The sequence below is a fragment of the Streptomyces sp. NPDC088746 genome (genome assembly GCF_044751065.1).
Lineage (GTDB): Bacteria > Actinomycetota > Actinomycetes > Streptomycetales > Streptomycetaceae > Streptomyces.
On sequence record NZ_JBIVLA010000003.1, the window covers coordinates 56,525 to 77,217 of the forward strand.

Annotated in this window: 16 protein-coding genes and 8 pseudogenes; 8 read left to right on the plus strand and 16 right to left on the minus strand. The window is 67.2% G+C overall.

Annotated features, from left to right (window positions below):
* Positions 1-138: 138 nt before the first annotated feature.
* From ACIP63_RS14685 to ACIP63_RS14700, 4 genes are all read right to left on the minus strand, one after another.
* Positions 139-1,644, minus strand: a complete 1,506-nt coding sequence (locus ACIP63_RS14685) for a PQQ-binding-like beta-propeller repeat protein (protein ID WP_401515279.1) — start codon at positions 1,642-1,644, stop codon at positions 139-141.
* Positions 1,645-2,020: 376 nt separating this feature from the next.
* The gene (locus ACIP63_RS14690; protein WP_401515281.1) at positions 2,021-2,245 is read right to left on the minus strand and encodes a hypothetical protein; all 225 of its coding nucleotides are present in this window, start codon (positions 2,243-2,245) and stop codon (positions 2,021-2,023) included.
* Positions 2,246-2,813: 568 nt separating this feature from the next.
* On the minus strand, positions 2,814-3,284 hold the full coding sequence (locus ACIP63_RS14695; protein WP_401515284.1) for a DedA family protein: 471 nt from the start codon (positions 3,282-3,284) through the stop codon (positions 2,814-2,816).
* A 333-nt stretch (positions 3,285-3,617) separates the two neighbouring features.
* The gene (locus ACIP63_RS14700) at positions 3,618-4,460 is read right to left on the minus strand and encodes an arylamine N-acetyltransferase (RefSeq protein ID WP_401515287.1); all 843 of its coding nucleotides are present in this window, start codon (positions 4,458-4,460) and stop codon (positions 3,618-3,620) included.
* A gap of 76 nt (positions 4,461-4,536) precedes the next feature.
* Between ACIP63_RS14700 and ACIP63_RS14705 the strand changes: the two genes are divergently transcribed.
* Positions 4,537-5,187: a TetR/AcrR family transcriptional regulator gene (locus ACIP63_RS14705; RefSeq protein WP_401515290.1), complete on the plus strand. Its 651-nt coding sequence runs from the start codon at positions 4,537-4,539 to the stop codon at positions 5,185-5,187.
* On the opposite strand, the pseudogene ACIP63_RS14710 reads toward ACIP63_RS14705, so the two are convergent.
* Positions 5,184-6,187 (minus strand): annotated as a pseudogene (locus ACIP63_RS14710) (IS481 family transposase). The gene ACIP63_RS14705 and the pseudogene ACIP63_RS14710 overlap by 4 nt on opposite strands.
* A complete protein-coding gene (locus ACIP63_RS14715; RefSeq protein ID WP_401515292.1) occupies positions 6,187-6,984 on the minus strand; it encodes an alpha/beta fold hydrolase in 798 nt (265 codons plus the stop codon). Before ACIP63_RS14715 ends, ACIP63_RS14710 begins: the two are co-directional and overlap by 1 nt.
* Before the next feature lie 36 nt (positions 6,985-7,020).
* Between ACIP63_RS14715 and ACIP63_RS14720 the strand changes: the two genes are divergently transcribed.
* The 4 genes from ACIP63_RS14720 to ACIP63_RS14735 all read left to right on the plus strand — a co-directional run bounded on the left by ACIP63_RS14720 (position 7,021) and on the right by ACIP63_RS14735 (position 9,158).
* A complete protein-coding gene (locus ACIP63_RS14720; protein ID WP_401515295.1) occupies positions 7,021-7,641 on the plus strand; it encodes a TetR/AcrR family transcriptional regulator in 621 nt (206 codons plus the stop codon).
* 118 nt (positions 7,642-7,759) lie between these two features.
* Positions 7,760-8,344, plus strand: coding sequence for a S1 RNA-binding domain-containing protein (locus tag ACIP63_RS14725; protein WP_401515298.1), 585 nt, complete (start codon positions 7,760-7,762; stop codon positions 8,342-8,344).
* Between the two features lie 213 nt (positions 8,345-8,557).
* Positions 8,558-8,818: a hypothetical protein gene (locus ACIP63_RS14730; RefSeq protein WP_401515300.1), complete on the plus strand. Its 261-nt coding sequence runs from the start codon at positions 8,558-8,560 to the stop codon at positions 8,816-8,818.
* Between the two features lie 70 nt (positions 8,819-8,888).
* Entirely contained in the window at positions 8,889-9,158 is a 270-nt protein-coding gene (locus tag ACIP63_RS14735) for a hypothetical protein (RefSeq protein WP_401515302.1), read from the plus strand.
* Positions 9,159-9,187: 29 nt separating this feature from the next.
* Here the strand turns inward: ACIP63_RS14735 and ACIP63_RS14740 are convergent.
* The 3 pseudogenes from ACIP63_RS14740 to ACIP63_RS14750 all read right to left on the minus strand — a co-directional run.
* Positions 9,188-9,520, minus strand: a pseudogene (locus tag ACIP63_RS14740) (IS5/IS1182 family transposase); the annotation flags it as partial.
* Positions 9,521-9,524: 4 nt separating this feature from the next.
* Positions 9,525-10,592, minus strand: a pseudogene (locus ACIP63_RS14745) (IS701 family transposase); the annotation flags it as partial.
* 158 nt (positions 10,593-10,750) lie between these two features.
* A pseudogene (locus tag ACIP63_RS14750) lies at positions 10,751-11,179 on the minus strand (class I SAM-dependent methyltransferase); the annotation flags it as partial.
* Positions 11,180-11,255: 76 nt separating this feature from the next.
* On the opposite strand from ACIP63_RS14750, the gene ACIP63_RS14755 reads away from it, so the two are divergent.
* A complete protein-coding gene (locus ACIP63_RS14755) occupies positions 11,256-11,642 on the plus strand; it encodes a hypothetical protein (protein WP_401515305.1) in 387 nt (128 codons plus the stop codon).
* Positions 11,643-11,657: 15 nt separating this feature from the next.
* Here the strand turns inward: ACIP63_RS14755 and istB are convergent, their stop codons facing one another.
* The 4 genes and pseudogenes from istB to ACIP63_RS14775 form a co-directional block, all read right to left on the minus strand.
* Positions 11,658-12,428 (minus strand): IS21-like element helper ATPase IstB, encoded by a 771-nt coding sequence (gene istB / locus ACIP63_RS14760; RefSeq protein WP_401515307.1) that lies wholly within the window; start codon positions 12,426-12,428, stop codon positions 11,658-11,660.
* Positions 12,425-13,843 (minus strand): IS21 family transposase, encoded by a 1,419-nt coding sequence (gene istA / locus ACIP63_RS14765; protein ID WP_401515310.1) that lies wholly within the window; start codon positions 13,841-13,843, stop codon positions 12,425-12,427. Before istA ends, istB begins: the two co-directional genes overlap by 4 nt.
* 123 nt (positions 13,844-13,966) lie before the next feature.
* Positions 13,967-14,344 (minus strand): annotated as a pseudogene (locus ACIP63_RS14770) (class I SAM-dependent methyltransferase); the annotation flags it as partial.
* A gap of 185 nt (positions 14,345-14,529) precedes the next feature.
* A pseudogene (locus ACIP63_RS14775) lies at positions 14,530-14,868 on the minus strand (transposase); the annotation flags it as partial.
* A 342-nt stretch (positions 14,869-15,210) separates the two neighbouring features.
* On the opposite strand from ACIP63_RS14775, the gene ACIP63_RS14780 reads away from it, so the two are divergent.
* Positions 15,211-17,013 (plus strand): cholesterol oxidase substrate-binding domain-containing protein, encoded by a 1,803-nt coding sequence (locus ACIP63_RS14780; protein WP_401515313.1) that lies wholly within the window; start codon positions 15,211-15,213, stop codon positions 17,011-17,013.
* 48 nt (positions 17,014-17,061) lie between these two features.
* On the opposite strand, the pseudogene ACIP63_RS14785 reads toward ACIP63_RS14780, so the two are convergent.
* From ACIP63_RS14785 to ACIP63_RS14795, 3 genes and pseudogenes are all read right to left on the minus strand, one after another.
* Positions 17,062-17,412, minus strand: a pseudogene (locus ACIP63_RS14785) (hypothetical protein); the annotation flags it as partial.
* 242 nt (positions 17,413-17,654) lie between these two features.
* Positions 17,655-18,002 carry a MerR family transcriptional regulator gene (locus tag ACIP63_RS14790; protein ID WP_401515316.1) on the minus strand — a complete coding sequence of 116 codons (348 nt, stop codon included), beginning with the start codon at positions 18,000-18,002 and terminating at the stop codon, positions 17,655-17,657.
* Between the two features lie 22 nt (positions 18,003-18,024).
* The gene (locus ACIP63_RS14795) at positions 18,025-18,963 is read right to left on the minus strand and encodes an aldo/keto reductase (protein WP_401515317.1); all 939 of its coding nucleotides are present in this window, start codon (positions 18,961-18,963) and stop codon (positions 18,025-18,027) included.
* A 469-nt stretch (positions 18,964-19,432) separates the two neighbouring features.
* On the opposite strand from ACIP63_RS14795, the pseudogene ACIP63_RS14800 reads away from it, so the two are divergent.
* Positions 19,433-20,667 (plus strand): annotated as a pseudogene (locus ACIP63_RS14800) (IS701 family transposase).
* Positions 20,668-20,693 lie beyond the last annotated feature (26 nt).

A 20,693-nucleotide genomic window follows, 5' to 3' on the forward strand; every position in this document is an offset into this window, starting at 1 on the left:
ACTCCGGCCCGGGCTCGTAGGACCGCCGTACGCGGGCGTCGGCTGTGGGCCACGGGCTCCGGCCCCCGAGCGCATCACGCAGTTTGCGCGGGCGGACTCTGCGAGGGCCGAACAGGCCGTGGACGCTGCTGCATCGTGCTACTGATCGTCCGTCCGACCCTGCACACGGACCGGTGGACAGCGCAGGATCTGGCCTGCGGTGGTGCCGACGAGGACCGTGCCGTCGGGCGCCGCGTGCAGGGAGAGAGGTTGGAACGGGGGCAGCGGGTGCCGGTGGAGTACAGTCCCGTCGATCGCGTCGAGGGACACGAGGCTGCCGTCGGCGCACAGGACGTGCAGGGCTCCGTCATAGGCGTCGAGGTCGATGACTCCGGATTCCAACGGTCTGGTCCAGAGGACCTCGCCGGACGGGAAGTGTCGGCGGACAAGCTCCGTGCGCCCGTGCAGCAGTGCAGCGCCGGCGGCGTCGGATACGTACACCACCGGGCCGAGCGGTGCGTCGACGGAGAAGAGCGCGGTCTCGGTCGCACCGTCGGAGGCGAGCGCGACCACACTCCGGCCCCTTCTCCCGTACAGCAGCTCGGGGCACCGGCGGACCTGGAGCGGGACGAGATCGTACCGCTCCGGCACGTCGACCGCGCCGATCCGGTCGCTGCTGCCGGGGGCGAAGAACTGTGTGTTGGGCGGGGTGGGCGGCTCCGTCCCGAAACTGCGGTCGTACGTGTCCCTGATCGCCCAGACCCCGTCCGTACGGGCGGACATCGCGGCCGAGAACGGCACGGAGTGCCGGTCGAGGACGGTGCCGTCGGCCGTGTCCACCAGCAGGAAGTCGGTCCGAGCGCGGGCGTCAGGACCGGAGACGGCCACGCGTACGCTTCGCTCGTCTGCGGCCACCTCGATCCGGGTGCCGCCGCTCGCCGACGGCGCGGGCACGCTCCACAGGGCCGATCCGCCCGGGGCCCAACACTCCACCGCCACGTGATTGCGGGTGGCGAGCACGCGGCCGTCGCCCAGCCCGGCCACGGCCCGGACCCCGCCCCGCGCGTCGTAACTGCTTCCGGCCTGCTCGGCAAGCGTGTGCAGCAGCGGTTGCGCTGGCTCTATGTCGTCGTACACCCTCGGGTCCTCTGGGTCGAGCGGTGTTCGGTCGAGTGCGGTCAGGTCCAGGGCCTCGGAGGTGAGGCCCAGCCAGTTCTCGCGTACGACCGTCGCCCGGGCCGTCAGGTGATCGATTCCGTTGACCACAGCGAAGAAGACGATCTCCAGGGTGTGGTCGTCCAGCCAGCGGACGGGCTCGATGCCCCACGCCGGGTCCGTGAAGTCGACACGGTGGCCCGTGCCGCACTCGAGAAGCGTGAGGCCCCCTTCGCGGTCGTACTCGGCGCCGTTGTCGAGGCCGATGGCCAGAAGAGGCAGCGTGGGGTGGAAGGCGATCGTCTCGGCCTCCATGGTGAAGGTCAGAAGGTGGGCGCAGGACAGGTCGGCGGCGCGGTACACGGCGACCCGGCTGTACCGGTTCGTCACCGAAGTGCCCGCGATCCACTGCCCGTCGCTGCTGATCACTACTTGGCAGGGATATCCGAGCAGTTCGGGAAACGGCTCGTCGTGGAGCGTCGTGGCGTGTGACTCCGGCCGGTCAGGCATGCTGCTCCGTAACGAGGGGTGAACGAGACCCGCGCCAGGGTATCGAGGGTTCGGCGGGGCGGCTGGGACGAAGTTGGGAACGACGCCGGTAGGACGTTGTCGTATCCGGGTCGTATCCGGCAGGCCACTGGTGGTTCGCGAACCGCAGTAGCATCACGAGCTCGGTCATGAACTCTGGCACGCACCTGGTTGTGCCCGACGCGCGGCCCAAGCGCCGCGTCCGGCGGCCACCGACGGGAGCTGGCGTTCCTGAGGTTCCTGGAAGGCAACGGTTGATGGGTGCCGGCAGCCTGAGGAGATACGGTAGGGGCGGCCGAAGCACGGAGGGCCGGCGCGGGGCAGCCCGTACGGGCTGTCCCCCGACAACGAGCCGCGGCTACACCTCGCCGGTGGCGAACAGCTCGAGGTGCCCGCATTTGGGGCAGCGGAACGCCTCTATCTGCCGCCGGGGCCGGCCCATCCGCTTGGCACCCCCGAAAACTCCGCGCTCCAACGCGCCCTCGATCCAGCGCGCGTAGCCGCGCGAATGCTCGCCTGCGTCCTCGATGAATCCATCCACCAGGCCGACGGTGCCGCAATGGGTGCACGTGTAATTGTTCATCCCGCGAGTGTAGAAAAGGATGCGGCCGGAGCGACCCCGTAGCCGTTGACTCCTGCCTGATCGGAACAGCCGGAGTCCAGACCTTTACGCTGCGCTGCGAGCGCTCGAGCAGTTCGCGGGCCAGGTCGACACGGGCGCGCATCACCCCCATTGCATCGACGTGCAGCCGCTCTCCTCGACAAAGCGCCGGATGATCTTGTTCCGCTTTGACAGACACCATTGGTGTGGTGGTCAGGCTGCGAGCGTGGTCTCGTACTCGGCGGGGCTGAGGTAGCCGAGACTGCTGTTGCAGTCGGTGCAAGTTGTACCCAGCCCTCGATGAAATCGAAGATCGCGGTGCGGACCGCGGCCCGGCTGGGCCAGGCTGAGGTGCCGGGCGGTTCGGGTTTGATGGTCGAGAAGAACGAGTCGGCGAGCACGTTGTCCCAGCACTGGCCGGTGCGGCCGACCGACAGCCGAATATCGAACTGGCCTGCCGACGAAGCGAATTGCCGGCTGGTGTATCGGCAGCCGCGCCCCGGATGGAAGATCACGGGTGGGATGGGGCGACGCTGCGGGCGAGCGGCTGTCAGTGCTCGACGGAGGCCAGGGCCGCCTTTCTTCTGCGGTACACCACCACCACCCCCCACCCCGCGAAGATGGCGGCGGCCACGGCGGCCACTCCGAGGGGCGTCCGCTCGGCGAAGAGCCTTCCCAGAACAGCGAGCATGCCGAGCCCCACGGTCGCATAGATGAGCGCCCAGGCGGCTCCGCCCAGGAAAAGGGCAGGGAGGTAGCGCGGCAGGGGCATGCGCATGCTGCCCGCGAGAAAGTTGGCGGCGGTCTGGAAACCGACAGTGAGGAAGGAGGCCGCCACTACCGGCGCGCCCCACCGCTGGATCGCCCGCTCGGCAGACCGGAATTTCGCCGAAGAGATTCTTCTGGCGAAGCTGCTGCGCCGGGCACCGGCGCCGGCGAGCCATCCGACGGCGAACGTCCCTCCGGCGCGAAGCAGGACGATCACGTACAGGGTTCCGGCGGTGAGCACGATCTCATCCACGGCGCCTCGTCCCGGACGCTGGGCGGGAACCCGCGTCCCTCGCCGCTCGCGTGGACGGCTTCACCCCGCCGGGTGCGCGGCGCTCACGTGCCCGGTTTTTGTTTCTCACCTACGCCCTGCCTCTACTCGTTCCGTCTGCCAGGTTCACATGGTGGCACTGGAACCCGAACTCGTACGCCCTGGGACCTCATCCCAGGCAAGGTCAGGCTAACCGAACTTGCGTATGGTGGATGTCGGCACTTGGTTGCCCGAGGAACGGCAGGTGCGGGAGGTCGGCCTCCTCTGGCTCCCCCGACGGGAGGCACGGTGGGCTGTTGACAGCGCGGCTGGTACTCAGTGTCGGTCCGTCTCCTGGGTGCGCGTCCGCCAGAGATCGTTCTGGGCGCCTGCCTTCTCCCAGAGTCGGCCGACTCCGTCCGGCCCGAGATCTTCGAGCGGAACGAGGAATCTCTCGGAAAGCGTCGTGGCGAACCCGTCCACGCCCCTGATGACCCAGGAGCTCCTGCCGTCGGCGCTGTACTGCCGCACCGTACGTGACAGCAGCAGCGAGTTGTGCCTGGCGACGGGCCGCGCGGCGATCAGCGTGGTGACGTAGGGCGATTCTGGAGACGTGGAGAGCTCGTGCGAGCGGGCGGCGAAATCGGCGGGCTCGCATGGCTGGAGACGGAAGTCGTACGAGGCGATCGTCGCGCCCGGGTGGTGGTGGAAGCGCCAGGTGTCAGAGGTCAGGCGCTCCAGCCGGTAGGTGAACTCTCCTTGTGTGTGGGTCCCTTCGCACAGGTGGAGCGGTTCGAGGAACCCGTCTCCGATACCGGCGTCGGCAACCCATCGCCTGCCGTCGAGGTCGATGATCAGCGCATTGTGGTTGCCCCACATCGCATCCCCACGGGCCTGGCGCATGACACCGCCCTCGACCATCGAGACCTCGAAGCCGGCCAGGCGCAGCAACATGGCGAGGCCTGCGTTCTGTTCGTAGCAATAGCCGCCGCGCCGCCGTCGTATGAGCTTGTCGGACAACGCCTCGGGATCGAGGCTGACCGGCCGGCCGAGCTGGATGTCGAGGTTCTCGTACGGCACCGTACGCCGCCAGGATCGGTGCAGGGCGAAGAGCGTCTCCCGGTCAGCCGCCACACGACCTCGGTGCCCGATCCGGTGCAGCATCGCGTCGAGAGTCATCCAGACCCCTTACTGAGAGAAGATCCGCCACTTGAACTCATAATAAGGAGGAAGTTCTCTCAGATATAGTGCTGGGGTGACACCTTCGACTTCCGGGCGCGAACTGCGGGCCGATGCCCGGCTCAACCGTGAACAGATCATCGAGGCGGCCCGGGCGCTGTTCGCCGAGCGAGGGCCCGACGTACCGACCGAGGAGGTGGCCCGCCGCGCCTGCGTCGGGACCGGCACCCTCTACCGTCGCTTCCCGGACCGGCAGGCGCTGATCAGCGCGGTGGCGTTGGACGGGTTTCACCGCGTGGTGGCCATCGCCCGCACGGCCGAGGACGAAGAGCCCGACGCCTGGCGAGCACTCATGCGTTTTGTCCACCAGGCCAGAACCGAACTGCGGGTGGCGACCTGGCTGTCGGTCTGGTTCGCCAGCACCTGGGCCGACCTTCAGGAAGACCCCGAAAACCGCCGACTACGCGAGATCCTGCTGAAGATCCTCGACCGTCTCGTCCGCCGTGCCCAGTCCGACGGTGACATGCGCCCGGACGTGGGCACCGGCGACTTGGCGCTTTTGATCGCCCTGCTGTTGCGACCGATCCCCGGCCTGCGCGCTGAGCTCACCCAGCGGAGCGCGGATCGCTCTCTGGCCCTCATGCTCGAAAGCCTGCGAGCTCGCGACGATACCCAGCACCTACCCGACCGGGGGATCACCGCGGCCGACCTCGATCCTGGCAACTAGGTGTATGGGCAAATGACGTTGGTGACGGTCTGCCCGAGTGCTGCTGCGGGTGGTTGTCCGCCGAGGGCGGTGTGGGGTCGGTGGTAGTTGCAGTGGATGTTCCAAACCGCCAACCCCCGGGCGCGCTGTGCTTCGGAGGTCTACGTACGCGCGTACAGGAACTCTTCGGCCAGGATCCGGTTGTACCGTTCCACTTTCCCGTTGTGCAGGGGCATGTACGGTCGGATCCGTTGGTTCCGTGAGCCGAGTAGGGCGCGGTGAACGCATCTGCCCGGTAGCACGCACCATTGTCGGTGACGATCCGTTCGATCCGGGTGATGGCGTGTTACGGCAAACCACGCCCTGGCCCGGTGCAGGAACGCAATCGCCGTCGAGGCTTTCTCATCTGGCAAAGGCTCGATGTAGGCGAGGCGGGTGTGTCCGTCGATCGCCGAGTGCAGGTACACGTACCCTCCACGGCCGGCCTTCTTCTTGTTCCGGCTGACTGCCCGGGAGTGATCGCTGTTTCGGCCGTGGGCGTGCCATCCGCCACCGTCAGGTATCCGTCCGACCTTCTTCACGTCGATGTGCACCATGTGGCGGTCGGCGAGCGGTGATTGTGCGTGGTGTCCGCGTGGTGTGGCCCCTCGGGGTCGATGAATCGTCGTCTGCTCAGACCGAAATGGGCCAGGTGCCGGGTGACGGTGCGACGGCTCACGGCGTGCGTGGTTTGGCTGAGTTCGAAGGCGATCCGTCCTGCGGACCACTTGTGGTTTCGGCGCCTCTGCCCAATCCGCTCCACTACCTCACCCGGTGTGGCTGTGGGTTGGCGGTGGGGTGTGGAGGACCGGTCGTGCAGGCCGAGCTCACCATGACGACCATCCCGGTTGACCCACTTGGAGGCGCATGCCCTGGAGATACCCATCTCCGCGGCAACGTGGGCGATCGGACGTGACTTGTACCGCTCGACGAGTCGTCTGCGGCCCTCAGTGGAGAGCGGCGCGTTGGCATGGGTGCCTATCAGATGGCGGCGAGGTTGTTGAGCAGGTGTCCAAGCTCTGCCGGCGCCTGAATGTGGGCCAGATGGCCCTGGCCGGCGAGTTCGTGGACTCCGGCGTGAGCGACGTGCTGCCGCACATTGTCGAATGACGTTCCGTAGGGGGCTTTTCCGCGGTTGCACTGGCCGATGATCAGGTCCACTTGATCTGCCTGTCGCGCCATCACATCCGGAGGCGGCGCCGCGTTGAGCGCGCCGAGTTCGGCGTACAGCGGTTCGCTCAAGCGACGCAAGGTCGCCCAACCGTGCTGATCGGCCTGAAGCTCCTCGACATGCGCAGCGGAGAAGCCGGAGATCTGCCGATTGACGATTTCGACGCAGCGATCCCAGTCCGCCGTCTCTGCTGCGCTCTTCAGGTCCGGCACTGCATGGCGTCCGAATGGCCGCATCACCGGCTCGTAGGCGATCACATGGGGAATCCGGCGATCGTTGGCGGCTAGCAAGGTAATCAAGCCGCCGTAGCTCCAGCCGAAGAGTGCCCTCGTGCTGCCGAACTCGTCAAGGACCACGCCGAGATCCTCGACCTCTGTCCGCAGCGAGTAGGAATTGGGCAAGGGCCCCGCGGGAGTGCGTCCCCGACGGTTTACGACCACCACTGAGGGCCAGGCCGCGACGGCGCCCACGACCCGGCGCCACGTGTGCGCATCGCTCATGACGCCCGGGACGATGACGAGGCCCGGAGCATCCGGCTCCCCGTATACATCGACCGTGACCCAGCTGTCCCCGCCGACTGCAAGCTTCTTCTGAATCGTTCGCTCCATTAATCCATTATGGAGCGAACGATCTATAATGCAAGCGTGACCGAACGCAACCGTGGACGCCCCCGAGCCTTCGACCGCGACCGTGCGGTCCTCGAAGCCGCTCGCCTCTTCTGGCGACGCGGCTACTCCGGCACCTCGACCCGCACCCTGACCGCGGCCCTCGGGCTCTCCACGTCCAGCCTCTACGCCGCCTTCGGCAGCAAGGCCGGACTGTTCGAGGAAGCGGTGCGGACCTATGCCGAGCGGTACCGCGAGATCTACCAGCAGGCTGTCGCCGAGAACGTCATCCAGACCGTTATCGAACGCATCCTGACCGACTCGGTCCACGAGTTCACCCAGCCCAGCGGCACACACCCGGGGTGTCTCATCAGCAGTGCCGTGATGACCGACAGCACGAGCACGCTCGATACCAGCGCCTACGTCGCCGAACTGCATAGCTCGAACGAGCAGGCCCTCCTCGTGCGCATCGAGCGAGCGATCCAGGACGGGGACCTAACCGCGGGCACCAACGCACCGGTCCTGACCGGGCTCATCCAATCCGTCTGGCACGGATTGTCAGTGCGGTCCAACGTCGACACGGCTCGCGAGGATCTGCTCGCGACGGCGCAACTTGCTCACCAACTGATTTGCCAACAACTCACGTCACCAACGCCCTGACCCGCAACAACTAGGACTTGTCCGGGCGATCAAGGTGCTGACGGCTGAGACATGGACGGTCGCTCCAAAAACTTGAGGACATGACTGGCACAGGACGTCGTGTGCCAGGGTTGTGGGTATGGATTGGCAGTCTGAGAGCCCGGAACTGTGGGCGTTCCTTGAGTCCCTGCACTGCGGCGACATCCTGTCCGGCACCGTCGCGGCGATCGAACGGTTCGGGGTCTTCGTGGCCCTGGACGACGGGCCTGGACACCCCACCCTCCCCGGTGTCGGTTTCCTCGGTCTCCCCGAACTGTCCTGGCGGCGCTTCAAGGACCCCACCGATGTTGTTCAGGTGGGGCAGCGAGTCGCGTGCGAGTTCATTGGATCCGACACCTACAACGCTGAGGCCAGGCTGTCTTTGAAGGCGCTGGAGCCCGACCCCTTCCAGGCTTTCGCCGACCGCACAGTGGGTGGCCAGGAATTCCGCGGAACGGTTGAAAAGGTGGTTCCCATCGGCGTCTTCGTCGACCTCGGGGACGGAATCTTGGGGCTGGTTCCCTTCAGAGAGATCGACAAGCGCCCTGCGGCGAGTCCGGCAGAAGGTTTCGAGGCCGGAGATGAGCTTGCCGTCGTCGTCCGGGAAGTCGACCTGCCAGCCCGCCAGGTGTTCCTCTCCAGGCCGGAGAGCGGCCAGTACGCAGGGGGCGTGCTGCCCACGTGACGGCCGCCGCAGCCGACTTGTTGAGGTGAGCATAGGGCGGGGTGATCCCACGGATGCCGAGTGGGCACGGTTGCGGCCATGTTGCCGGTCAGCAACGGGCGTTGCGGCAGGGGGCGGGATCACCGGCAGCTTATGCGAGTCATGGTCCTGGCTTACAAGGCATCCTCGTCCCGCGCGACCCTAACCCATCTCCGTCGGCGCAGGATCCGGGTCGTGACCCCGCAGCCCCCTGACCAGGCCGCCAACCGCAAACGCCGCCGCAGCAGCAGCCAAGGCGGCAGGCCACCGGCCTTCGACCGGGATGCCTACAAGCAGCGCAACACGGTCGAGTGCTGCATCAACAAACTCAAGCAGGGGCTCGGCCTGGCCACTCGGTATGACAAGACCGCCGTGAACTACCTGGCGGCACTTCATCTCGCGGGCAGCTTCATTTGGTCTGCGCGCCGACTCGAAGCCCTCTTAGGCACAGAATGATCGCGTGCTTCCTACTCGACTGCTGTGGTGCGATCCTCGGCCCATCCCCCAGTTCAACCGTCAGGAACCGGTGACGCTGATCGTCCGGGATCCCGTTTTCTACGAGCCGACTGATGAGGACGACTGCACGGAATTCTCGTACTTCTGCCAGGCGCATGACCGCATCTACCAGCGCGAGGCTTGCGGGGAGGGACCGCATCTCGTGGCTCTGCACTGTGAGAAGCACGGGCCCGAAAGCATGTGGCCGCAGCCGCTCACGCTCATGTTCCCCGAAGGCTTTGAGCCTCCGCTCAGCAAGACGCAACTCAGCTGCCTGACAGCAGAGTGGGACGCCGCCTAAGCATGGTCCGAAAGAGACGGCCTAACTTTTCAGAATGCGTTGAGCTGTGGGTCTTGCGGCATCCGAGCGTTGCCGAGCACAGAGTGGTGGACTCCGTCGCTTTTGAGTTGGCAGTCTCGCAGGATCTTCCAGGTCTTCGTGCGGGCGAAGGCGAACCCGACACGCGCGCGGACCTGCTTGTGGGACTTGTTGTGTTCTTATCTCCAGTCCCGGAGTTCGGTCTGGCCGCGCTCGCGGCGGTGCGGGATGACGAGTCGGGTGCCTGGGCAACCGCAGTGGGCGATCGTGGTGGTCTTGCCGACGGCGGCCTTGGCGCCGGATTCCTCCCATGCCTTCCTGAGTCGGGAAGTTCCGGCCAGCGGGTCGGCCGGGGGCCGCGTCGGCGGCGACGGCGGTCAGGAAAGCCAGGGCGAGCATGGCGAGCGTGATGTGCCGGTGCCATGATGTCCAGTGCCTGACCTGATAGTGGTCGAGTCCGACCTGGCCCTTGGCGGCCTGGAAACACTCCTCGATGCTCCAGCGGACACCGGCGACGCGGACGAGTTCGGCCAGTGTCGCGGTGGTGGGTGACCAGCACAGGTAGAAGGCGAGTTCGCCGGTGGTCCGGTTGCGGCGGATCAGCAGGTGGCGGTGGCTTCCGGTGCCGATGTGGATCCAGGCCCAGTCGTAGTGGCGGTAGCCTTTCGCGCCTCTTCCGGCGCTGTGTCGTTGCCAGGCCGTGGCGGGCAGGCGCCCGGTGAAGGTGGCCGCGCGGACTGTGGTGTGGTTGATCCTCACCCGGGCCGAACAGGCGACGGCCAGCACGTAGCCGGTGCCGCGTGCTTCCAGGACGGTCCGCAGGTGGGGGTCCTGGCCGTAGGCTTCGTCGCCGGTCACCCAGGAGGCGGCGATCCCGGCGTCCAACGCGGCGGTAATCATCTCCCCGGCCAGGCGGGGCTTGGTCGCGAACTCCACCGACTCGGGTATTCCTGCCTCACGGCGGCGCTCGGGATCGGTGCTCCAGGAATGCTCGGGCAGGTAGAGCCGGCGGTCGATCAGGGCCCGGCCCCGGGTGGTGGCCAGGGCGAGGAACACGCCGACCTGGGCGTTCTCGATGCGTCCGGCGGTGCCCGTGTACTGCCTCTGCACTCCCGCCGAGGACCGGCCCTTCTTCAGGAAACCGGTCTCGTCGACGACGAGAACAGCATCGTCGGTGCCGAGGTGTTCGGCGGCGTAGGAACGCAGGTCGTCGCGGACCGCATCGGCGTCCCATCGGGCATACCTCAGCAGACGCTGCAAGGGCCCGGGCCGCTTATGCCCCGCTCGTTCGGCCAGCTGCCAGCAGTTCTTCCGCTCGACGCCCGTCAGTAGCCCGAGCAGGTAGGAACGGGCCGCCGCCCGGGGCTCAACGCGTCCGAACCTGCCCGCGATCCGGGCCATGAGCTGGTCGAACATCGCCCGCCATCGGTCAGGGTCTACGCTATGGCCTGCGGCCACCGCACGATCTTCGGGAGTCCACACAACCCTTGATCATCTCGCGGCGGCCGCTCGCGTCGGGCGCTGCCGTACTGGCCGTCGTCGCCTGGGCCATGGCGAGACTGCACACCGGAGTACTAATCCGCTTGCAGTACGAAGAACAGGAAGCACAGGAAGCGCGGCTCGGCCGCGATGGCCTCGGGGAACAGTTCGCGGGCGGCGGGATCAGGCTCCGGCTCGCTGATGACCGTAATCCGGAAACCGGCCCCGGTGAAAGCCTCGATCATTGCGTGCAGCGGCCTGTTCCAGCGACTCACCAGGGTGGTCTGGCCGCCCATGCTCCACTCCACGGTCCAGTTGGTGGTGTCGAAGTAGTCGCACTCGGCCTCGCGACCGGCCTCGCGGTGAATGAGGTTGACGGCAAAGGGATGGTCGACAGACGCGATCAGCCGACCGCCGTGCCTGAGTACGCGTCGCAGCTCGGCCAGCGCCGGCCCCCAGTCCTCCAGGTAGTGCAGCACCAGGGACGCCACTACATCGTCGAACGTGTCATTGTCGGCGTACGGACTTCTCTCCTCAGTTGCGTACGGATGAACGTCCCCAGTTCGGTGGCTCGGATCGTGGCCGTGCGAGGATGCGCGCATGGGGATCCTCAGCGCTTCAGACCGCTGGCAACGCCTGATCGATGCGCTCGCCCTTCTTGGTGCGGACTCGGCCGATCAGCTGGCCTGGATCGACAAGTACCAGGTCGTGACCGACGAACTGGCCCTGGAGTTCGATGACGCCTTTCGTCTGACGGCTGGCTTCCAGCAGGAAATGCCTCTGAATGAGGACGCCATGGGCAAGCTGCGGCTGATCGACTCGGTCCTAGATGAAATGAGCGGGAGGGAACACGCCGGGCGTTGGTCAAGGGAAGCGCTGGCGACAGACGCTGGATGGTGTCAGGTGCGGACCCTCGCGCGTGATGTGCTCGTCAGCCTGCAGGGCGATTGGCGCCTGCCGCTTCCTGAGATCGTGGTTGTGCGCTGACGGTTTCGGGGTCGTTCAGGCGACGTCGGTGTCCCGCTCGATGGCCTTGAGGCGGTTCTTGAGGCGGTAGCTGGGTCCGTTGATGGAGATCACATCGCAGTGGTGCAGGAGTCGGTCGAGGATGGCGGTGGCCAGAACCTCGTCGCCGAACACCTGTCCCCATTCGCTGAAGGTCTTGTTCGAGGTCAAGATGATCGAGCCCTTTTCGTATCGCTTTGAGATGACCTGGAAGACCAGGTTCGCTTCTCCGCGCTCGAGGATCTCGTAGCCCACCTCGTCGACCACGAGAACGCCCGGCCGGAGGTAGGTGCCAAGCTTGCTGGCCAGACGCCCCGTGGCTTCGGCGGCCTTGAGGTTGCGGACCATGTCGTCGAGGCTCGTGAAGTAGACCGAGTAGCCAGCCCGGCAGGCCGCGACCGCGAGAGCGACGGCAATATGCGTTTTGCCCACCCCGGGCGGTCCCAGGAGAGCCGCGTTCGCCTTGGCCTCGACGAACGAGAGCGTCGCGAGGTCCTTGACCTTGCGGGGGTCGAGGTCGGGCTGGAAGGAAAAGTCGTACTCATCGAGCGTTTTGTGATGCGGTAGCCGGGAGAGCCGCAGGCCCTGGCGAAAGCGCCGGTCGTCGCGGACGGCCAGTTCTTCGGAGAGGACCAGGTCGAGGAAGTCGAGGTAGCCCATCTTCGCTTCGTCAGCCCGGCGGGCGAGCTCGTTGATGGTCTCCGCGAGGTGCGGCAGGCCGAGCTTGCCGGCCGTGGTGCGGATGCGGTTGCCGGTCAGCTCACTCAAGACGATTCCTTCGTCGCTCTATGGGTGGTGAAGGGGCGGGTGCCGGTCAGCTCGTCATAGACCGACAACGGCCGGCGCCCGACCTCGATCTGGGTCGCCGCGGCCCTGTTCAGCAGGGCCTGCAGCGGGCCGGTTCTCTCGCCAGGCGGCCGCTCGCGGCGAGGCTGGATGGGGATGTCTCCGGTGGTGGTCCGGCGGTTCCTGCCGGTAGGCAGGCCGTCCCAGTGCGACTCATCGACGACGCGAGCACCACGGCCGATGGCCCGGGGATGGGCAGCCAGCAGTGTGTTGCCGTGGACGTCGGTGAGGGTGGCATGCAGCATGACCTGGGACTTCGTTGCCCGAATCTCGACCAGCTGGCGAGCACGGACTCGGCGGGCCGGCACGGAGTAGAGATTGCCGTCAAAGGCGACCAGGCAGTCCTTGCCGACGTGCCGCAGCTGCCGCTCGGCCACCAGATACGGAGTCGCCGGAAGCGACTTGAGGGCCGCGTGATCCCTCGCTGCACGTTCCGCGATGACCTCCCGGTGCGTCTTGTGGATCTGGGCCCGCCGCAACGGCACCCAAGCGGTGAACGCGGCGTCCATCTCCTCCACGGAGGAGAACGCACGGCCGGACAGGACGTGGTCGCGGACGATCAGGACCTGCCGTTCGACCCGGCCCTTGCCCTGCGGGCGGTAAGCGGCCAGCACGTCGATGTCGAAGTCGTAGTGGCCTGCGAAACCGACCGCTTCGGGATGCAGCGGGACTGCCTCACCAGGGGCGACGTGGCGGCGGACGACGGTCTTGGTCCGGTCGTAAACGATCGTCATCGGGGCCCCGCCGAAGTGGGCGAACGCCCGGCGGTGGCAGTCGAAGAAGGTCTGCAGATCCTGGCTGGTCGTGAAGCAGCAGAACGGGTCCCGCGAGTACGACAGCGTCATGTGGAAGGAATAGACCTTCGCGATGCCCATGTGAGCGAGGATCTTTCCCTCATCACCCCAGTCGACCTGGGCTTGGGCGCCCGGGATGACCTCGAAGCGGCGGTGCATCCCGGCCAGTTCCTTGGGCGTGATGCCGAGTTCCTCGGCGACCTTCGGTCTGGCTGTCTGGACGTAGAGCTTGACCCGCTGGTAATTGCCGGTGAAGCCGTACTCCTGGACCAGCCGCTCGTGGATGACCGCCGCTTTCATCAGGACCTCGGCCCGGAGCATCGAGTCGATCAGCGGTCCGAACTCGTCGATCACTCGCGCCCGTGACCGTCCGCTCGGCGACCGTCGCGGAGGCGTCGCCGGACCCGGCGCCGACAGGTACTTGCGGACCGTCTTGCGATCCAGCCCGGTCTCCCTGGCGATCTCCGACAAGCTCATCGCCCCGGACTCCAGCAGGCCCCGAAAGCGTCGAAGCTCCAGCCAACGCTGCGGATCCAAGACCACTGCCAGCCCCCTCCGCCTCCCGAATCGACCAAGCAGCAGAGTGCCGAGCCGCGGGACTCACCGCATCAGCAACTGTCCCTTTTCATTCGTACGAGGCTGGGGACGTTCACGTGTACGCCGACAGTCATCAGGGTAGGGAAGCGGGCCGCCCAGGTCCGCCACCTGCAGGTCCGCACCGTCGCCGAGCCGCTGCCGGGCCAGCTCCAGCATCCCGGCACTCGAGTCGAAGCCACTCACGATGGCGCCACGGTCGCGCAGCGCGGCAAACAGGGCCCCCGAGCCACAGCCGGCGTCGAGGGTCCGCCGGCCGGCCACGTCTCCGGCGAGGGCCAGCATCGCGGGACGCTCGTAGTAGGCATTGACCAGGTTGGTTTCGTTCGCGGCCGTGTACGCCTCGGCGAAGCTGCTGTAGTCGTTGACCTTCGACGAATCCACACTTACCGAGGACGGTGAAACCAGCCTGGTGGAAAACGCGTGCTCTTGGTGCTCGCTTGAGGTCATGGTGCGGGAGACGTGTGCTGCAGCAGTTCGGTTCCTGGCGCGGCCATCAATATGTCTGCCCACAGAGCCCGCCTGCAACTGCGGCTCGACTCACCGACCTTCGGGCAGGCCCGGGCGCAGTCGACCCGCACATGATCACGAAACCACACTGGAGTACTAGGACGCGTATTTGGTTGTGATCGAGGGCTGGTCCGTGCGAGGTCCTTGATCCAGATCGTTGAGGCGCGAAGGTGGAGGCTGGCGAGGTAGTTCTGAGTGGTCTTGTCGTAGCGGGTGGCTATGCCGCGCCAGGCCCTCAGTTTGTTGATCAGGCGCTCGGTGTTTCGTTCCTTGTAGAGGCTGGCCTCGTGGCTGACGAGCCGGCCGCTTCTGCTGCCTTTCTTCTTCCGGTTGGCGGCCTGGTCCTTCTTCTCCGGGATGACTGCCTTGATGTGGCGTTTGCGCAGGTAGGCATGGTTTCCGCGGGACGAGTAGGCCTTGTCCCCGGCGACCGGGTCGGACCGGGTGCGGGGGCGCCCGACGCACCCGCGGACCCCCCACTGGGCTATACGGCGACACACGACCTACTCCGAGGCGCGTGGCAGATCGCCCCGCCGACAGACAATGCCCGCTGACGAGCGAATTGTGCGGGGTGTGAACCCCGCCTCTTCACCAGTCGTAAGCCTAGCGGCGGTCTGCATCGCGATCTGTACATCGGACCTGCCGAAGGCTGTGGGGCTGTGAGGCTGTGAGGCTGTGAGGCTGTGAGACGGAACTCGTGACGATTGCGGACGGGTGCAGTTTGCAGGTTTGACGTTCGGGTGCCGGTTTCGGCGGTCTGTGTCATGGAGCTTCGGTGACGTGCTGGTTCCCCATACATTCAGGTCATGTCTGATCACTCGAAGTCTTCGTCACGTCCTGTCACTTCCTCCGGTCCCTCCGAGCCGTCCGGCCTCTCCCGCCGTGGTGTTCTCCGCGCCGCGGCGGCTGCCGGAGCGTTAGGCCTCCCGCTCAGTGCCGCCATAGCCGGGGCCTCCCCGGCCGCGGCGGCGTCCGCCGTCGTTCCGAGCGTCGCACCCGAACTCCCCGCCGGACTCGTGCCCTACCGCTCTCCGTACATCAACTGGGCCGGCGAGATCACCCACAGCGGGCTGTGGGCCTGCGCGCCCCGCACCGGCCAGGATCTCGCCGACCTCGCCAACTGGGCCCATGCCAACGGCTGGCGGCTGCGTGCCCGGGGTAAGTCGCACAACTGGTCGCCCTTGACGATCGTCCCGGCCACCGAGCCCGACGCGCAGGTCCTCCTGCTGGACACCACCGAGCATCTGACACACATGGAACTCACGACCCCGCCCGCCGGCGCCCCCGGCGCAGTGCGTGCGCAGGCCGGTGTGACCCTCGAAACGCTGATGGCCTTCCTCGCCGATCATGGGCTGGGCGTCACCAACACTCCCGCGCCAGGGGAGTTGACCCTGGGCGGCACACTGGCCATCGACGCCCACGGCACCAGCGTCCCCGCGGACGGCGAGTCTGCCCGCCCCGGCCACACCTACGGCAGCCTCAGCAACCTCGTCCTGTCCCTCACCGCCGTCGTCTGGGACTCCGCCCAGGACGCCTACGTCGTGAAGACCTTCCACCGAGGAACAGACGAGGAGTGCGAAGCCCTGGCCACCCACCTCGGGCGCGGCCTCATTGTGGAGGCCGAGATCCAAGCGGGCGAGGACATCCCGCTGCGCTGTCAGAGCCGCGTCGACCTCACCGCCGACGAACTGTTCGCCGCTCCGGGCAGCGCCCTCGCCGCCCGGGGAAACACCTTCGCGGACTTCATGGCCGAGTCGGGGCGGGTGGAGGCGATCTGGTTCGCCTTCACCGACCGGCCCTGGCTCAAGGTATGGAGCCTCAGCCCTGAGCGCCCGGTCACCTCCAGGCCGGTGCACGCCCCGTACAACTACCCGTTCAGCGACCTCGTCCCGACCCCGGTCGCCCGGCTGGCCGGGCTTCTCGTCGCAGGCTCCTGGTACCTCGCGCCGACGCTCGGCGCCGCGCAGTACACTGTGGCGGCGACCGGACTGACCGCCACCCTCGCGAAGGATCTGTGGGGCCCCTCGCACACCCTCCAGTTCTACTTGCGCCCCACAACACTTCGTGAGACCGCCAACGGGTACGGGATCCTTACCCGCCGCGCCGACGTCCAGCGCGTCGTCTCCGAGTTCGCCGGTTACTACCGGCAACGGCTGGCGGCCTGGGCCGCGGCGGGCAGATTCCCGATCAACGGGCAGGTGGAAATCCGAGTCAGCGGCCTCGACCAGCCCGAAGACTCCGCTGCGCCGGGCGCACGCCCGCCGCTGCTCTCCGTAATCCGCCCGCACCCCGACCACCCGGAGTACGACTGTGTGGTGTGGGTGGACGTGCTGACCCAGCCGACCTCACCCGGAGCCCACGAGTTCTACCGGGAACTGGAACGCTTCCTGATAAGTACCTTCGACGGCGGTTACGCGCTCGCGCGCGTCGAATGGTCCAAGGGCTGGGGCTATACAGATACGGCAGCCTGGGCCGACGAGCAGATCATCGAGTCCACGGTGCCCGCTTCGTACGGCGCCGGGCAGTGGTCCGAAGCCGTCTCCATCCTGGACCGGCTCGATCCTCACCGGGTCTTCGGCAACGGCTTCACGGATCAGCTGGTGCGCTAGGGGTATTTGGTTGTTATCAAGGATTGGTCCGTGTGAGGTCCTTGATCAGAGCGCCAGTGGGCGGCACTTCCGGTCGGAGGCGAGGTGGGACCTTGCTGGTCTGCCCGCCCCGTGAGTGCCCGAGCAGGGCGGCTTTCAACCGGAGTCTGTGCCGACGCCGGATACGTCGTCGCCCTTCCCGCTCCGAATCGTTGTCGGCGTCCCGCCCGACTTGTCCTTCCGGGTCGCCCCCTTTTGCCGAGCCTTCTTCCCCTCGGCAGCGGCGTTCTCCAGGGCGGTGATGACGCCCCGGCCGAGGTGCATCCCGGCAGCGTCGTGGTGGGCCCGGGCGGTGGTGGAGTCCACGCTGACCAGGGACAAGTCCACCTCACCCCGCTTCACGGCTTCCGCGATCAGGCCCAGCCACGAGGGTCGATCCCGCAGATTGATCACAACCAAATAAGCGCCCTAGTACTCCAGCTGTAGATCGTGATCTTGCTGGTTGAGCCGAAGCACGATAGGTGTCACGTAGTCGAGTTTGTTGTCATCTGCGGGGCGGGATCGCCTGCCAAATGGCAGGCGATATCCCGTTGTCTGCTTCAGATGGCGAAGGGTTCGAGGGCGATGGGTAGGGCACGAGCTGAGTTCGGAGCCCCCGGCGCTCAGCTGTAGTAGGCGATCTTCTCGTCGAGGACCTCCATGGCCCGGCACAGTGCCGCCACCCGCTCTTCCAGGGCGGTACGGCGCTCGCGGAGGAAGGCGACCCGGTCCTGCGGAGGGTGCTCGCCGCGCAGGATGGCGACGAACCCCCGAAGGTCCGCGATGCCGAGGCCGGCCTCGCGGAAGCACGTGACCAGGCCGATCCAGAAGACGTCTTCCTCGGTGTACTCCCGGCGCCCGCCGGTGGAACGCCGGACAGGGCCGATGAGCCCTTCGCGCTCGTAGTAGCGCAGCGTGTCGATGGAGACGCCGGTGCGGTCGGCAACCGCTGCCGGGGCGAGGGTGGTCATGGGACTCCTTTTGTGACTGCCGCTACCGCGCTTCGGCGAAGCGCGCCAGGTGCTCGCCGCCGAGCCGCACACGGCGTGCGGCGAGTGCCTCCTCGACCTGCTCCACCCGGCTCACGCCGACGATGGGGTCGATCCCCCGGCGCATCAGCCATGCGAGGACGACTTGGTTCCTCGTGGCCGCCAGCTCGCTGGCCACGTCGTCCAGGACCGAGAGCACCCGGGTGGTACCGGGATGATCATAAGTCTGCGGAAGCGGCTTGTCTGCGCGCACGTAGGAACCCCACATCAGCGAGCTGTACGACCACATGGTGAGCCCTTCCGATTGCGCGAAGTCCAGGTCCTCGTCAGCGAGCAGGCGATGGCCGTTCTCCGCCAGGGGGGTGAGTGGGCGTGGCTGAACGAGTGAGTGGCGCAGTTGCAGGGCGGTCCACGGTTCAACGCCCTGCTCCCGGGCGAGTGACCGGGCGCGCTCGACGCGCCAGGCAGCATGATTCGCCGCCCCGACCCGTAGAGCCACTCCCTTCGCGACCAGCTCGCCGAAGGCGCCGACCGTCTCCTCCAGCGGCACGGTGCGGTCCTCGGCGTGAGCCCAGAGGAGATCGACGTGATCGATTCCGAGACGGCCCAGGCTCTCCTCCACGCCGGCGTGAACGGCGCGGGCGGAAAGCCCTTCGGCACTTGCCGGCCAGGAGTGCGGGACGAGCGGGTTCTGCCGGACCTTTGTCGCGATCCGCACCGCGTCGCGCGCGCTCGGTCGCGCCCGCAGCCACTCGCCGATGAGGCGCTCGCTGGCGCCGCCGACGCCACTGGGGTCGGTCCAGAAGGAGTAGCAGTTCGCGGTGTCGAGCCAGACGCCGCCGCTGGCGACGAAGGAGTCGAGGATCGCGAAGGCTTGGTCGGGGTCGACGCGGGTGCCGAAGTCCATCGTTCCAAGGACGATCTGGGGGTCTGTGATGTTCATGTCCCCATGCTCGGATCTGGAGCGCGCTCCAGGTCAAGTGTGTTCGTAGGGAAGGTTCGAGTCCTGTCCTCCGGGGCCGAGCGCCGCGTGCAACGGGCTCGCGTGACGACGCCCGCATGGACGGCGATCCTGGGTGAGCGGCCCGCCGCGCAGGTCACGCTGGACGGCCGGCCGCCGTGCAACTCAGGTAGCCAGTGGTGACAACAGCAATGCTTTCCGTGCTGTTGATGACAAGTGGCACGCTGACCAGGTGACAACTGCTGTGCCGCGCCGTGCCGAAACCGCGGGTCGGCGGCAGCCGTTGGTGACACCTATCGTGCTTCGGCTCACTGGTGGGAGCCGGTGCGGAGACGGGTGCGGCCACCGTTGATCATCGTGAGTTGTGTGGACTGACGATGATCAACGGTGGCCGCAGGTCACTGGTCACGGCATAGATCCAGGTCGTTGGCGGGAGGCGTTCGAGGTGGCCATGGGCCGCATCTCGGGCCGGTTCGCCCGGGTCGAACCCCGGTTGCGGGCCGTGCGGTTGGTGCTGGGGATACTGTCGGACCTGCCGCGCAAGTACTGCTGGACGATCGCGGAGTGGGCCGGGGAGAGCACCCCGCACGGCATGCAGCATCTGCTGTGCCGGGCCTCCTGGGACGCCGATGCAGTGCGCGACGACGTACGCGAGTACGTCGTGGAGCATCTGCACGAGAGGGGGCGGTGCTGGTCCTGGACGAGACCGGTGACGCGAAGAAGGGCACCCGCACCGTCGGGGTCCAGCGCCAGTACACCGGCACCGCCAGCCGGATCGAGAACTCCCAGGTCGCCGGTTATCTCGTCTACGCGGGCGGGCGCGGGCACGCGGCGGTGGACCGGGAGCTGTACATCCCGCGCTCGTGGACTTCGGACCCGGAGCGGTGCCGGGCGGCCGGACCGGGCGAGGAGAGCGTCGCGACCAAACCGGAGCTGGCCCGCACGATGATCGAACGGTTCCTGGACGCCGGGCACCAAGTGGACTGGGTGACCGGCGACGGGGTCTACGGCGGCAATCCGAAACTGCGGGCGGCCCTGGAGCAACGCGGCCTGAGCTACGTCCTCGCGGTGGACTGCCCGGCCGAAGTGACCACCGGTGCGGGAAAGTTCCGCGCCGACGCACTGGCCGGAAAGCTGCCGAAGAGGGCCTGGCAGAGGCTGTCCGCCGGACGCGGTGCGAAGGGCCACCGCTTCTGTGACTGGGCCGTCATCGACCTCACCGACCCGGCACCGGGCCACCGCCAGCTGCTGGTCCGACGCAACCGCAGCACCGGCGAACTCGCCTACTACCGCTGCCATTCCACCAGGCCGGCACCGTTGCACACCCTGCTCAGGACAGCTGGATCCAGATGGCGGGTGGAGGAGACCTTCCAGGCCGAGAAGGGCCTGGCCGGGCTCGACGAACACCGGGTCCGCCGCTATCCGTCCTGGAGCCGCTGGGTCACCCTCGCCATGCTCGCTCATGCCTTCCTCGCCGTCGTCCGCACAGACGAACACACCCATCACGCCGGACCGGACGACCTGGCCCCGCTGACCTGCAACGAGATCCAGCACCTCTTCCTCACCGTCACCGTCCGGCCGCCGAACGACCTCGCCCACCGGCTCGGCTGGTCCACCTGGCGACGCCGCCACCAAGCACGATCACGGGCCAGCCACTACCGCCGACAAGCCGCACTCCAGACATGAAGATCACGACTACAGCTGGAGCACTA